We start from the raw sequence: 12,723 nt of genomic DNA, 5'->3' as shown, positions 1-12,723 counted from the left end.
GGAGGGCGGCGCCGCCGCACGGCCGTTCCACAGCACGCACCACCCGACCAGAGGGAAGAGACATGCCTGCCTTCACCGCTGCCGACGTCAAGCGTCTCCGCGACGCCACCGGCGCCGGCATGATGGACGCCAAGAAGGCCCTGACCGAGGCCGACGGCGAGTACGACAAGGCCGTCGAGCTGCTCCGGGTCAAGGGTGCCAAGGACGTCGGCAAGCGCCTGGAGCGCTCGACCACCAACGGCATCGTCGTCAGCAAGGACGGCGCCCTACTCGAGCTCGACTGCGAGACCGACTTCGTCGCGAAGAACGCCGACTTCGTCGCCCTCGCCGAGCGGCTGCTCGCGATCGGCCTCGAGAACAAGGCGGCCGACGCCGCGGCGCTGCTGAGCACCGAGGCCGACGGGCAGACCGTCGAGAAGCTCGTCGAGGGCGAGTCCGCCCGCATCGGCGAGAAGCTGGTCCTCTCGCGCTTCGTCGCCTTCGACGGCACCACCGCCGTCTACCTGCACAAGCGGGCCACCGACCTGCCCCCGGCCATCGGTGTCGCCGTGCAGTACTCCGGTGGCAGCGAGGACGCCGCACGCAGCCTGGCGATGCACATCGCCGCCGCGCGGCCGCGCTACCTCAGCCGCGACGAGGTCCCGGCCGAGGCGGTCGAGACCGAGCGCCGCGTGGCCGAGCAGACCGCCAAGGAGGAGGGCAAGCCCGAGCAGGCGATCTCCAAGATCGTCGAGGGTCGGGTCAACGCCTACTACAAGGACTTCGTCCTCCTCGAGCAGCCGTCGATCACCGAGCCCAAGCGCACGGTCAAGCAGATCGTCGACGAGGCCGGCCTGACCGTCGAGCGCTTCGCGCGCTTCGAGGTCGGCCAAGCCTGAGCCGCACCCGGTACCGATGACCGGCCCCGTTCCCCCTCGTGGGACGGGGCCGGTCGTCTGTGCGGACGCCCCCCGCTCGGCAGGAGCCGGGCAGCGGGATGCGGCAGGATCACACACCACCGACAGCACCCATCGACCACTCCAGGGATGATTCGTTGACCGACACCACCGCGCCGCTCTCCGCCCCCACCGCCTTCCAGCCGGCCGACGGCAGCGGCTACCAGCGGGTGCTGCTGAAGCTCTCCGGTGAGTCCTTCGGCGGCGGCAAGGTCGGCGTCGACGCCGACATCGTGCGGGGCATCGCGGAGCAGCTCGCCGAGGTCGTCTCGCGGGGCACGCAGGTCGCCGTCGTGATGGGTGGCGGCAACTTCTTCCGTGGCGCGGAGCTGTCCCAGGCCGGCATGGACCGCACCAAGGCCGACTACATGGGCATGCTCGGCACGGTCATGAACTGCCTCGCGCTGCAGGACTTCTGCGAGAAGGCGGGCCTGGAGACCCGGGTGCAGTCCGCGATCACCATGGGCCAGGTCGCCGAGCCCTACATTCCGCGCAAGGCCATCCGGCACCTGGAGAAGGGGCGGCTGGTCATCTTCGGCGCCGGCGCCGGGATGCCCTACTTCTCCACCGACACCGTCGCCGCGCAGCGGGCGCTGGAGATCGAGTGCCAGGTCCTGCTCATGGGCAAGAACGGCGTCGACGGCGTCTACGACGACGACCCGCGCACCAACCCGGACGCCGTCATGTACCAGGACCTGGACTACGCGACGGTGCTGGCCAAGCAGCTGAAGGTGGCGGACGCGACGGCGATCAGCCTCTGCATGGACAACAAGATGCCGATCGTGGTGTTCGACCTGCTGCGCGACGGCAACATCGCCCGCGCCACCGCAGGTGAGAGGATCGGCACGCTGATCAGCCAGCCGGCCTGACGCCGGCCGCACCGATCGCGCACAGACGAGGACGCCGGCGGGACGACAACCGCCGCAGGAGGGACACCCCGTGATCGACGACACCCTGCTCGACGCCGAGGAGCGGATGGACAAGGCCCTCTCGGTGGCACGGGAGGACCTGGGGTCGGTGCGCACCGGCCGGGCCGCCCCCTCGATGTTCAACAAGATCATGGTCGACTACTACGGCGCGTACACGCCGGTGCCGCAGATGGCGTCGATCACCGTGCCCGAGGCGCGCATGGCGGTCATCAAGCCCTACGACATGAGCCAGCTGACGGCCATCGAGAAGGCCATCCGCGACAGCGACCTGGGCGTCAACCCGACCAACGACGGCCAGATCCTGCGGGTGGTGTTCCCGCAGCTGACCGAGGAGCGGCGCCGCGACCTGGTGAAGCAGGCCCGCGCCAAGGGCGAGGACGCCAAGGTGGCGATCCGGAACATCCGGCGCCGGGCCAAGGACGAGCTCGACCGCATCGCCAAGGACGGCGAGGCCGGTGAGGACGAGGTGCGCCGCGCCGAGAAGGAGCTCGACCACCTCACCGAGCAGCACGTGGCGCAGGTCGACGAGGCGATGAAGAACAAGGAGAGCGAGCTGCTCGAGGTCTGACCTCGCCGCCGCCGCACGACCATGTCGTCTCCCTCCGCCGACCGCCCGGGTGCCCTGCGCCCGGGGGGTCAGCCGTTCCCGCGGCGCGGCGGCCCGATGCCGGGCGAGCGCCGGCGGGACGGCGACACCGGGCCGGTGCCGATCGCGGCCTCGCGTCCGCTGCCGCCGCTCCCGCCGCGCCAGCCGGTCCCGGTCCCGGACGACAGCGAGGTGGCCGAGCCCGATGACGTCCCCACCTCCACGGCTCTGCCCCTGCCCGAGGAGGTCGCGCAGCTCCCCACCACGGAGCAGCCGGTGAGCCGGGCCGGGCGGAACCTGCGCGCGGCCATCGGCGTCGGGGTGAGTCTGGTCGCGCTCGTCCTGCTGTCGCTGCTCCTCTGGCGGCCGGCGTTCCTGGGCGTGCTCGTCGCGGCGATCCTCGTCGCCGTCGTCGAGATCACCCGGGCCCTGGGCAAGGGCGGGTTCTCCGCCCCGCTGGTCCCGCTGCTCGTGGGGGCCTTCGCCATGGAGGCCCTCGCCTGGACGCGCGGCCCGACCGGCCTGCTGGCCGGCTTCTTCCTCACCGCGCTGGCGGTCCTGCTGTGGCGGCTGGCAGGCGGGCCGGTCGGCTACCGGAGGGACGCGGCCGCCGGGGTGCTGGTCGCGCTCTACGTGCCACTGCTGGCCGGCTTCGCCGTGCTGCTCCTGGTGCCCGTCGACGGGGCCCTGCGGGTGATCGCCTTCATCGCCACGGTGGTGGCCAGCGACGTCGGTGGCTACGCCGCCGGGGTGATGCTCGGCAAGCACCCGATGGCGCCGTCGATCAGCCCCAAGAAGTCGTGGGAGGGCATGGCGGGCTCGGTGCTCACCTGCATGCTCGTGGCGACGCCGATCCTGGTCCTCGGCCTGGGCGCCCCCTGGTGGGGCGGGCTGGTCTTCGGCGCCGCGATCGCCGTCTCCGCGACCGTGGGTGACCTCGCCGAGTCGCTCATCAAGCGCGATCTCGGCATCAAGGACATGGGCGACCTGCTGCCCGGCCACGGCGGGATCATGGACCGGTTGGACTCGCTGCTGCCGTCCGCAGCCGTCGCCTACGTGCTGCTGACGGTGCTCGCGCCGGTCTGAGACGGACCGCCACCCACATCGAGCCGACCACCTCGAAGCCGCGGCGGGCGTACCAGTGCCGCGGCCAGTCGTCCGCCGCCGCCTCGAGCACCACCAGGTCGCAGCCGGCATCGACGGCGACGCCTAGGGCTCGGGCGAGCACCGCGTCCGCATGTCCCCGTCCGCGCGCGGCGGTGTCGGTCAGCACCGACTCGACGGCCGCGGTGGCGCCGTCGACGTAGAGCTGACCGGCCGCGACCACGGCGTCGCTCTCGCGGACGACGACGTCGTGCACGCGGACGACCTCGTCGTTGAGGTGCTCGCGACCGACCAGCTGGCTCACGACCTCGTCGAGGAGCTGCGGTGGGGCCGCCTCGCCCTCCCGCCACGAGCGACGCCACAGGTCGTGGACCTCCTCCTGGGCGACCACCTCGGCCCGCTCGCCGCCGGGGAGCCGACCGGCCGGCCGGGCCATCAGCAGCAGCTCCTCGACGTCCCACCCCCGGGCGGCCAGGTCGCCGGCCACGTCGCCGGCGCCCGCCCACCGCAGCGTCGCCGCCAGGTGCGGCCAGCCGGCGTCGGCGGCCACGGCGGCCGAGAGCCCGATGACGGTGCCGGCGTCGGTCGCCTCGGAGAGGAGGAGCCTGTTGTGCGCCCGGGAGTGCGGGAACCGGCGATCGGTGACGGCCACCCCGCCCGGTACGTCGCGCACCTCCACGGCCCGCCGCACCGTCATGGACAGGTAGAGGGCCAGCGCTCTTCCGAGCGCGTCGTCCGGCCGAGGCAGCACCGGCACGGCGGGCGGCCGGTACGGGACGACGGCGACGACAGCCGACGTCGGCAGGGCGCCGAAGAGGTGCGGGAAGAGCATGTCGGCCGGATCCGCGGGTCGACCCGGCTCGAACCGCACGGGGACGGTCAGCCGAGCCGGGTCGACGACCAGCAGGACGAGGTCGCGTCGCCCGGGGAACAACCGCTGCGCGGGCAGGTGCACCTGGTCGGGCGTCGACAGGTGGACGAATCCGCCCGGGCCGGGCTGGATCGACCCCTGCCGCAGGGCGGGGCGCGCCACCGCGCCGGCTCCAGGAGGTGCAGGAGGACGTCGGTGCTCACCCCTGCGATCCTCCCTGGGTGCACGACGACGAACTGCCCGGACCCACCGACTGGGGGACGACCGTCGGCGTCGGCCCGTGGGCGGGGCCGTGGCCGGACGATTCCCGCTACGACCCGCAGCTGCTCGCCGAGGGCGACCGGCGCAACGTCGTGGACCGCTACCGCTACTGGACGGTCGAGGCGATCGTGGCCGACCTCGACCGGCGCCGGCACCCCTTCCACGTCGCCATCGAGAACTTCGGCCACGACCTGAACATCGGAACGGTGGTGCGCACCGCCAACGCCTTCCTCGCGGCCGAGGTGCACGTGGTGGGCCGACGGCGGTGGAACCGACGCGGAGCGATGGTCACCGACCGCTACCAGCGCCTCCGCCACCACGCCGACGTCGGCGGGCTGCTGGAGTTCGCCGCCGAGCGGGGACTCACCGTCGTCGCCGTCGACAACGGGCCCGGCGCGGTCCCGCTCGAGACCACCGAGCTGCCCGAGGGCTGCGTGCTGCTGTTCGGCCAGGAGGGGCCGGGGCTCACCGAGGAGGCGCGCGGCGGCGCGGCGCTCACCGTCTCGATCGCCCAGTTCGGCTCGACCCGCTCGATCAACGCGGGCGTCGCCGCCGGGATCGCCATGCACGCGTGGATCCGGCAGCACGCCGGTCCCGCTTAGCCCGCGAGGACCTCCCGCAGCCGCGCCGCGAACTCCTCTGGCTGGCCGGGCTGGCCGAACTCGCCGCCCATGAACCCGCCGTGGTGGCTCGGGAAGACGGCCAGCTCGGAGCCGAGGAGCCGCGCGGTCGCCTCGGCGGTACGCCAGGTGACCGTTCCCTGGGACTCGGTCCCGGCGGCGATCACCACCCGGCTGGCCGCGGACCGGAGCGCCTCGGCGTCCGGCCGGAAGGCCGTGACCGCGTTGGAGGCGCCCGAGAGCAGGGGGTCGGTACGCGATCCGTCGTCCTCGGCAGGCAGCCCGAAGACGGCCGGGTCGGGGGCGGCGATTTCGTCGGTGAACTCGCCCTGCCACGAGGTGAGCGCGATGAACGCGGCCATGCCCGCACCCCAGCCGCTCTTGTCGTAGGTGAGCTGCACCTGTCGTTCGGCGGCGAAGGCCTGCTCGGCGTCGGGCAGGACCGACAGGATCGGGGGTTCGTGCGCGACCAGGGTGCGCACGTCGCCGGGGTGCTCGGCCACCCAGGCGAGCGCGGTCACCGCGCCGCCGCTGCTGGCGAAGACGTCGACCGGACCGGCGCCGAGGGCCTCGACGAGCAGGTGGAGATCCTCGGCCTGACGGGCGGGATCGTGATCGGTGCGCCCGTCGGTGCGCGTGCTGCGGCCCAGGCCCCGCGGGTCCACGGTGACCACGGTCCGTTCGGGGAAGAGGCCGGCGAGCGTGCCGAACCCGCTCGCGTCCATCGGCTGGCCGATCATCAGCAGCGGCGGCTGTCCGTCCTCGGCCGGGAGGGGGCCGCGGACGTCGTAGACGAGGGTGGCGCCCGGTACGGGCAGCGACAGCGTGGTGGTCATGCCCTTCCAACCGGCGCGCCGACCGGAACTCATCGGTGCAGCGGGGGATCGGGGTCGATGCCGCGGGCGTGCAGCGCCGACTCGACGGCCTCGCACACGGTGCGAACGACGGCCACGCGCGCCCACCGCTTGTCGTCGGCCGGGATGACGTGCCACGGGGCCACCGGGGTGTCGGTGCGGTCGAGCATCTCCTCGACCGCCGCCTCGTACTCGCCGCGCTTCTCCCGGTTGCGCCAGTCCTCGTCGGTGAGCTTCCACGCCTTGTAGGGGTTCGTGCGACGGGACTCGAAGCGGTGGAGCTGCTCCTCGGGGGAGACGTGCATCCAGAACTTGACCAGCACGGTGCCCTCGGCGGCCAGCGAGGTCTCCAGGTCGACGATCTCCTGGTAGGCCCGGCGCCACGCCTCCTCCGTGGTGAAGCCCTCCACCCGCTCGACCAGCACCCGGCCGTACCAGGAGCGGTCGAGCACGGCCATGCCGCCCCAGCCGGGCAGGACCGGCCAGAACCGCCACAGGAAGTGGTGCCGCTTCTCGTCGTTCGTGGGAGCGGCGAACTGCGCCACCCGGACGTGCCGGGGGTCGAGCTCGCCGACCAGCCGCTGGATCGCGCCGCCCTTGCCCGAGGCGTCCCAGCCCTCGAACAGCACCAGCAGCGGCGGGCCGAGCTCACCCGGCCCGATCTGCCCGCCCAGCAGCAGGCGCAGATGGACCAGGCGCTCCTGCGCCGCGGCCAGCTGTTTCTTCCCCTCCTTCTTGTCCAGGGAGAGGCTCAGGTCGACGTCGTCCAGCCGGCTCATGGCCCCAGACCCTGCCAGGAATTCACCCTGCTCGCGTGAGTTCGGTCTCCGGACCGGCCCCGGTGGCCCGGGGGAGTGGGACCATGGAGTGGTTATGACTGCCCTGCCCCTGGTCTTCGATGCCCCCCGCCGCGGCAAGCCGCCGCGCCACCTCGCCGATCTCACCCGCGAGGAGGCCCGCGCGGCGGTGGCCGAGCTCGGCCAGCCGGCGTTCCGGGCCGACCAGCTCGCCCGGCACTTCTACCGCGGGGTCACCGACACCGCACTGATGACCGACATCCCGGCCGCCGCCCGCGAGTCGCTGCGCGAGGCCCTGCTGCCCGGGCTGCTGACCGTCGTCCGCCACCAGACCGCGGACAACGGTCGCACCCGCAAGACGCTCTGGCGGCTGCACGACGGGGCGCTCGTGGAGAGCGTCCTCATGCGGTATCCCGACCGCGCCACCGTCTGCATCTCCAGCCAGGCCGGCTGCGGCATGGCCTGCCCGTTCTGCGCCACCGGCCAGGCCGGGCTCACCCGCAACCTCTCCGCGGCCGAGATCATCGGCCAGGCGGTTGCGGCCGCCGGGGACATGGCCAACGGGGAGGTCGCCGGTGGGCCCGGGCGGCTGTCCAACGTGGTGTTCATGGGCATGGGGGAGCCGCTGGCCAACTACGCCCGGGTGCGCAAGACCCTCGACGCGCTGCTCGGCACCGCCCCCTACGGACTGGGCCTCTCGCAGCGGTCGGTCACCGTCTCGACCGTCGGCCTGGTGCCGGCGATCCGCCGGCTCACCGAGGAGGGGCGCAACGTCACCCTCGCGGTCAGCCTGCACGCCCCCGACGACGAGCTGCGCGACACCCTGGTGCCGATCAACACCCGCTGGAAGGTCGGCGAGGTCATCGACGCCGCCGACGCCTACGCGCGGAAGACCGGCCGGCGCTACTCGGTGGAGTACGCGCTCATCCGCGACGTCAACGACCAGCCGTTCCGCGCCGACCTCCTCGGGAAGCTGCTGGCCGGGAAGCTCGCGCACGTCAACCTCATCCCGCTGAACCCGACGCCGGGCAGCCCCTGGGACGCCAGCCCGCTGCCCGCGCAGCGGGAGTTCGTCGCCCGGCTTCGGGCGGCCGGTGTCGCGACCACGGTGCGCGACACCCGGGGCCAGGACATCGACGGCGCCTGCGGGCAGCTCGCCGCCGCCGACCGGGTGGAGGGCGTGCCGGCCGTCGCGATACCCGTCCCGGCCGTCGAGGAGCCGGTGCCGCTGGGCGCCGAGGCCGACCAGGGGTGAGCACGGCGCTGCCCGACGCCGAGGTCCACGAGCACACCCACGGCGACGTCTCGGGCGGCTGGCTCCGGGCCGCGGTGTTCGGCGCCATGGACGGCCTGGTCACCAACACGGCCCTGGTCGCCGGGGTCGGTGGGGGCGGCGCCGCACCGCGCGCGATCGTCCTGGCCGGCGTGGCGAGCCTGGTCGCCGGCGCGGTCTCGATGGCGCTGGGCGAGTACACCTCGGTCAAGACGCAGAACGAGCAGCTGGACCTCGAGATCGAGAAGGAGCGGCGGGAGCTCACCCGCAACCCCGCCGGCGAGCTCGCGGAGCTGACCGCGATGCTGCAGGACCGCGGGGTGGACGCGCGGCTGGCCCGGCAGGTCGCCGCGCAGCTGTCGGCCGATCCGGAGATCGCCCTGCGGCTGCACGTGCTGGCCGAGCTGGGCGTCAACCCGGAGGAGCGCCCCTCCCCACGGGTGGCGGCGGTCTCGTCGTTCCTGACCTTCGCGACGGGCGCCGTGCTGCCGCTGCTGCCGTACTTCCTGGGGGCCCCGGTCCTGTGGGTGGCTCTGCTCAGCGGGGGTCTGGGTCTGCTGCTGGCCGGTGCGCTGTCCTCGCGCTTCACGCCACGGCCCTGGTGGTATGCGGGCCTGCGCCAACTGCTGTTCGGCGCCGCCGCGGCGGGCGTCACCTACCTGATCGGTGCGGCGATCGGCGTCGCGGTCACTTGATCCGGCGCCGTTCGCCGTCCGGGACGCCGTGGCGGCGTCCCGGACGAAGGAACTAGCGGCGCCAGGCGGTCTTCTTGCGGCGGATGTCCCAGATGAGGACCGTCGCCATGACCGCGGCGAGGCCGATCAGCCAGAGGTCCTCCACCCGGCCCTCGTGGTTGCCCACCAGGTAGAGCAGGATCACCGCGGTCGCGATCCAGCCGCCGATCTGGCCCCACTTCCCGGTCTCGCCGTGCCAGCCCCAGTCCTCGGGCTGCTCGTGCTCCACGGGGTGCTCGCCGGCGCGGACGACGGCCTCTTCACGGCCGGGCTGGTTGACCCGCTGGGTCGACGGGGAGTGCAATGCCTCGGTCACCCCGCCATTCTGGCAGGAGCCGGTCCCGCGCACGCCCCGAGGTGGCTCCTCGGCGGGTCGTCAGCCGTCGCAGGTGAGCCCGGTCCCGGCCAGCGCGGCGGCGGTGCCGGCCGTCGGGAGGCGGGCCAGGCCGGAGCCCACCGGGTCGCCGACGGGCAGCACGCGCACGTCGCGGACGTCGGCGAGGGCCAGGTCGAGCAGGTCGACCACGGAGGTCTCGCCGTCCACGGCCAGGGCGCCGGAGACGGCCCACGCCACCGACTGCAGCCGCCAGGGCTGCACACCCGACGCCTGCACCTGGGTGGCCAGCGCGGCGAGGATGTCGCCGGCCGCGCTCGCCCGTCCGTCCGGGTCGACGGGTGCGGGGACCCAGGCGCCATCGACCAGGTGCTCCGGATGGCGCGAGCGCACGAGCGCGAGCGCGGTCGCCCCGTCGACGTGCGTGCGACCCGCCGTCTCGAGCAGCAACCCCGCGGCGGGGTCGCGCACCGGCTCGGGAACCTCCACGTGCAGCCCCCCGGCGGCGTCGACCACCTCGGCGAAGCCGGCGAGGTCGACGGTCAGCAGGTGGTCAGTGGGGATGCCGAGGCCGCACAGCGCGTCGACGGTGGCCTGCGGCCCGTCCAGCCAGCTCAGGGCGAGCCGGTTGGCGGTGCGGCCGTGACGGACGAGCAGGTCGCGCGGCACCGACCACGCAGTGGTCCCGGTGTTGGTCTGGTGCACGACCAGGACGACGTCCGCCCGGCTGCCCGGCACCGCCTCCACGGTGCCGAAGTCGCGCGGGTCGGCACCCGCGGGGAGCCGCTCGCGGGAGTCCAGGCCGACGATGACCCACGTCCGCCCGTCGGCGTCACCGGAACCGCCCGCGAGGTCGACCGCCACGGAGTCGATCCGCGTCGACACGAGAACGACGTCGGCGGCCACCAGCCCGAGGAGGACGAGCAGCGCCACCAGCACCACCGGCAGTCGGTACCTGGGCGGTCCGGAACGCGCCGGACGCCGGCCAGGGGTTTCCTGGCCGGCGTCCGGGTCGTGCGATGAAGTCATGCTCAGGCCTGCGAGGCCCCCGCGCGGCGACGGGAGACGACCAACGCACCGCCACCGGCGACGAGCAGGCCGGCGCCGAGGGCCAGCGGCAGGCCGACGCTGGCGCCGGTGTAGGCCAGGCTGTCGGTGCTGGTGGTGGCGGCCGCCACCTCCAGGGTCTCCTGGAAGTAGGTGCCCTGGTCACCCTCGTACACGAGGGTGTGGGTGCCCTCGGCGGTGCCCTCGGCGAGGGTGAACTCCGCGGTGACGACGCCGTCGCCGTCGGCGGTGAAGGTGCCGATCGTGGTCGGGGTCGAGTGCATGGTCAGCGTGACCTTCTCGCCGGGCTTGAAGCCCTTGATGACCTTGACGATCTTCTGGCCGGGCGCGGCGCTCTTCGCCGCAGTGCTGGTCGCGGGGCCGACACCGGCGGTGTTGGCCGACTCGCCGCGGATGGCGCCGGTCGGCGTGGGGGCGGAGTTTTTCTCCGGGGCCGGGGCCTCCTTCTCCGGGGCGGGGGTCTTCGAGCCGGGCGGGACGACCGTGACCGTGACCGGGGGGTACTGGCCGTCTGCTGTGTAGTAGTCGCAGTTGACCTCGAGCTGGTACGTGCCGGGCTCAATGTCGACGTACATGGCGAGTTCGAGCGTCCAGCTGCCGTCCTCCTCGGCCTGGGTCCAGCCGTCGAACAAGGAGCTGTCGGGGCCGACGAAGTAGACGTCGGTGGGGTGGGTGGCCCCCTCGGGAGCCAGGCATCCGGTACCGGAGAGGACGATGGGGCTGCCCACTTCCACCGTCGCGTCGGCGATCGTGGGGGTGGGCAGAGTGGGCGCGGCGAAGGCGGTCGGGGCGAAGAGCAGGCCGGCCGAGACGCTGGCGACAGCGGTCAGGCCGGTCGCCGCGGCGACGCGGTTGCGGGTGTGGCGGGTCATGGAGAGCTCCGGAGTGTCAGGGGCCCGGACTCCCGAGCCGTCGAGATGAGTATCGGCACGCAGAGGAATCAGATGTAGCCAATCGCCCACGACACGCCGCGAGAATTCACATCGCTCGGCCAGATCGCACCATGGGCGCGGAGCGGACGGTTCCCGCTATGGCATGTCCTGCCAAGCGATCGGGGCTTGTTGGTGAGGTGTCACCGTGCGCAGCAGTGGCGCCCCCCGCCCGATCCCCCCGTCGCCGGCGCCATCGGCGCCCGTGGTTGGCAGGATGCCCGCATGAGCCAGCCGCGCGAGGTCACAGTCCTCGGCTCCACGGGATCCATCGGCCGGCAGGCGCTGGCCGTCGCCGCGCAGAACCCCGACCGGCTCCGCATCACCGGCCTGGCGGCAGGAGGAGGAGACGTCGGGCGGCTCGCCGAGCAGGCGCTGGCGCTGGGCGTGCGTACCGTCGCCGTCGCGCGGGCCACCGCCGCCCAGGACCTCCAGCTGGCCTTCTACGCCGCGGCGCAGCAGCGCGGCTGGGCCAAGGGGGAGTTCGCGCTGCCCGAGATCCTCGCCGGCCCGCGCGCCGCCGAGCAGCTGGCGACCCGCCCGGCCGACGTCGTCCTCAACGGGATCACCGGCTCGATCGGGCTGGGGCCGACGCTGTCGGCGTTGCGGGCCGGGCGCACCGTCGCCCTGGCCAACAAGGAGTCCCTCGTCGCCGGTGGTGACCTGGTCCTCGCGGCGGCCGCCCCCGGTCAGCTGGTGCCGGTCGACTCCGAGCACTCCGCCCTCGCCCAGTGCCTGCGCGGCGGCTCGCGCGTGGAGGTCGCCCGGCTGGTGCTCACCGCCAGCGGGGGACCGTTCCGGGGCCGCACTGCCGCCGAGCTCGCCGAGGTCACGGTGGCGGATGCGCTGGCCCACCCGACGTGGGCGATGGGCCCCGTCGTGACGATCAACTCGGCGACCCTGGTCAACAAGGGGCTGGAGCTGATCGAGGCGCACCTGCTCTTCGGCGTCCCCTACGCCGACATCGACGTCGTCGTGCACCCGCAGTCGATCGTCCACTCGATGGTCACGTTCGCCGACGGCGCCACGATCGCGCAGGCCAGCCCGCCGGACATGCGGTTGCCGATCGCCCTGGGGCTGGCCTGGCCCGACCGCCTGCCCGACGTGCAGCCGCCGCTGGACTGGTCGACCGCGAGCACCTGGGAGTTCTTCCCACTGGACGAGCAGGCGTTCCCCGCCGTGCGGCTGGCCCGCGCGGCGGGAGAGGCCGGCGGAGTGGTGCCCGCCATGTACAACGCCGCGAACGAGGAGGCCGTCGCCGCCTTCACGGCGGGTCGCCTCTCGTTCCCAGGAATCGTCCAGCTCGTCGCGCGTACCCTCGACGCCGCGCCGGACCTCGGCGCCCCCACCTGCGTCGAGGACGTGCTGGCGGCGGAGAAGTGGGCCCGGGAGCACGCCCGGGGCGTCATCGCCGGAGGCTGAGCTGAG

The 12,723-nt window shown here is 73.6% G+C and carries 14 protein-coding genes; 8 read left to right on the top strand and 6 right to left on the bottom strand.

The window, feature by feature from the left end:
* The first annotated feature begins 62 nt into the window (after positions 1-62).
* The 4 genes from tsf to ACI8AG_RS10000 all read left to right on the top strand — a co-directional run bounded on the left by tsf (position 63) and on the right by ACI8AG_RS10000 (position 3,536).
* On the top strand, positions 63-878 hold the full coding sequence (gene tsf, locus ACI8AG_RS10015; RefSeq protein ID WP_456588784.1) for a translation elongation factor Ts: 816 nt from the start codon (positions 63-65) through the stop codon (positions 876-878).
* Positions 879-1,033: 155 nt separating this feature from the next.
* Positions 1,034-1,804 (top strand): UMP kinase, encoded by a 771-nt coding sequence (gene pyrH, locus ACI8AG_RS10010; RefSeq protein WP_456588783.1) that lies wholly within the window; start codon positions 1,034-1,036, stop codon positions 1,802-1,804.
* Between the two features lie 70 nt (positions 1,805-1,874).
* The gene (frr, locus tag ACI8AG_RS10005) at positions 1,875-2,432 is read left to right on the top strand and encodes a ribosome recycling factor (RefSeq protein WP_456588782.1); all 558 of its coding nucleotides are present in this window, start codon (positions 1,875-1,877) and stop codon (positions 2,430-2,432) included.
* Positions 2,433-2,453: 21 nt separating this feature from the next.
* Positions 2,454-3,536, top strand: a complete 1,083-nt coding sequence (locus tag ACI8AG_RS10000; protein WP_456596917.1) for a phosphatidate cytidylyltransferase — start codon at positions 2,454-2,456, stop codon at positions 3,534-3,536.
* Here ACI8AG_RS10000 and ACI8AG_RS09995 read toward each other — a convergent pair.
* Entirely contained in the window at positions 3,460-4,587 is a 1,128-nt protein-coding gene (locus ACI8AG_RS09995; protein ID WP_456596916.1) for a GNAT family N-acetyltransferase, read from the bottom strand. The genes ACI8AG_RS10000 and ACI8AG_RS09995 overlap by 77 nt on opposite strands.
* A 59-nt stretch (positions 4,588-4,646) precedes the next feature.
* Between ACI8AG_RS09995 and ACI8AG_RS09990 the strand changes: the two genes are divergently transcribed.
* The gene (locus ACI8AG_RS09990) at positions 4,647-5,288 is read left to right on the top strand and encodes a TrmH family RNA methyltransferase (RefSeq protein ID WP_456596915.1); all 642 of its coding nucleotides are present in this window, start codon (positions 4,647-4,649) and stop codon (positions 5,286-5,288) included.
* Here the strand turns inward: ACI8AG_RS09990 and ACI8AG_RS09985 are convergent.
* Complete coding sequence (locus ACI8AG_RS09985; RefSeq protein WP_456588778.1) at positions 5,285-6,142, bottom strand: alpha/beta fold hydrolase; 858 nt, start codon at positions 6,140-6,142, stop codon at positions 5,285-5,287. The genes ACI8AG_RS09990 and ACI8AG_RS09985 overlap by 4 nt on opposite strands.
* Positions 6,143-6,171: 29 nt before the next feature.
* A complete protein-coding gene (locus ACI8AG_RS09980; RefSeq protein WP_456596914.1) occupies positions 6,172-6,939 on the bottom strand; it encodes a polyphosphate kinase 2 family protein in 768 nt (255 codons plus the stop codon).
* 94 nt (positions 6,940-7,033) lie between these two features.
* On the opposite strand from ACI8AG_RS09980, the gene rlmN reads away from it, so the two are divergent.
* Together rlmN and ACI8AG_RS09970 are read left to right on the top strand one after the other, a co-directional pair.
* Positions 7,034-8,212 carry a 23S rRNA (adenine(2503)-C(2))-methyltransferase RlmN gene (gene rlmN / locus ACI8AG_RS09975; protein WP_456596913.1) on the top strand — a complete coding sequence of 393 codons (1,179 nt, stop codon included), beginning with the start codon at positions 7,034-7,036 and terminating at the stop codon, positions 8,210-8,212.
* Complete coding sequence (locus ACI8AG_RS09970) at positions 8,209-8,925, top strand: VIT1/CCC1 transporter family protein (RefSeq protein WP_456596912.1); 717 nt, start codon at positions 8,209-8,211, stop codon at positions 8,923-8,925. The genes rlmN and ACI8AG_RS09970 overlap by 4 nt, the downstream gene beginning before the upstream one ends.
* Positions 8,926-8,977: 52 nt before the next feature.
* Here the strand turns inward: ACI8AG_RS09970 and ACI8AG_RS09965 are convergent, their stop codons facing one another.
* From ACI8AG_RS09965 to ACI8AG_RS09955, 3 genes are all read right to left on the bottom strand, one after another.
* Positions 8,978-9,280 carry a DUF2631 domain-containing protein gene (locus ACI8AG_RS09965; protein ID WP_456588774.1) on the bottom strand — a complete coding sequence of 101 codons (303 nt, stop codon included), beginning with the start codon at positions 9,278-9,280 and terminating at the stop codon, positions 8,978-8,980.
* 60 nt (positions 9,281-9,340) lie between these two features.
* Positions 9,341-10,240 carry an LCP family protein gene (locus tag ACI8AG_RS09960; RefSeq protein ID WP_456596911.1) on the bottom strand — a complete coding sequence of 300 codons (900 nt, stop codon included), beginning with the start codon at positions 10,238-10,240 and terminating at the stop codon, positions 9,341-9,343.
* 89 nt (positions 10,241-10,329) lie between these two features.
* Complete coding sequence (locus tag ACI8AG_RS09955) at positions 10,330-11,238, bottom strand: hypothetical protein (RefSeq protein WP_456596910.1); 909 nt, start codon at positions 11,236-11,238, stop codon at positions 10,330-10,332.
* A gap of 282 nt (positions 11,239-11,520) precedes the next feature.
* Between ACI8AG_RS09955 and dxr the strand changes: the two genes are divergently transcribed.
* Positions 11,521-12,717: a 1-deoxy-D-xylulose-5-phosphate reductoisomerase gene (gene dxr, locus ACI8AG_RS09950; protein WP_456596909.1), complete on the top strand. Its 1,197-nt coding sequence runs from the start codon at positions 11,521-11,523 to the stop codon at positions 12,715-12,717.
* The last annotated feature ends 6 nt before the right edge of the window (positions 12,718-12,723 follow it).

This window comes from Blastococcus sp. SYSU DS0552 (assembly GCF_054050815.1).
The sequence above is the reverse complement of the archived record's forward strand: the minus strand, read 5'-3'. Positions and strand labels throughout refer to the sequence as shown.

Bases quoted from the DNA above. Each gene is read 5' to 3' on its own strand.
- tsf (WP_456588784.1), top strand. From the start codon at position 63: ATGCCTGCCTTCACCGCTGCCGACGTCAAGCGTCTCCGCGACGCCACC.
- ACI8AG_RS10000 (WP_456596917.1), top strand. From the start codon at position 2,454: ATGTCGTCTCCCTCCGCCGACCGCCCGGGTGCCCTGCGCCCGGGGGGT.
- ACI8AG_RS09985 (WP_456588778.1), bottom strand. From the start codon at position 6,142: ATGACCACCACGCTGTCGCTGCCCGTACCGGGCGCCACCCTCGTCTAC.
- ACI8AG_RS09980 (WP_456596914.1), bottom strand. From the start codon at position 6,939: ATGAGCCGGCTGGACGACGTCGACCTGAGCCTCTCCCTGGACAAGAAG.
- rlmN (WP_456596913.1), top strand. From the start codon at position 7,034: ATGACTGCCCTGCCCCTGGTCTTCGATGCCCCCCGCCGCGGCAAGCCG.
- ACI8AG_RS09955 (WP_456596910.1), bottom strand. From the start codon at position 11,238: ATGACCCGCCACACCCGCAACCGCGTCGCCGCGGCGACCGGCCTGACC.
- dxr (WP_456596909.1), top strand. From the start codon at position 11,521: ATGAGCCAGCCGCGCGAGGTCACAGTCCTCGGCTCCACGGGATCCATC.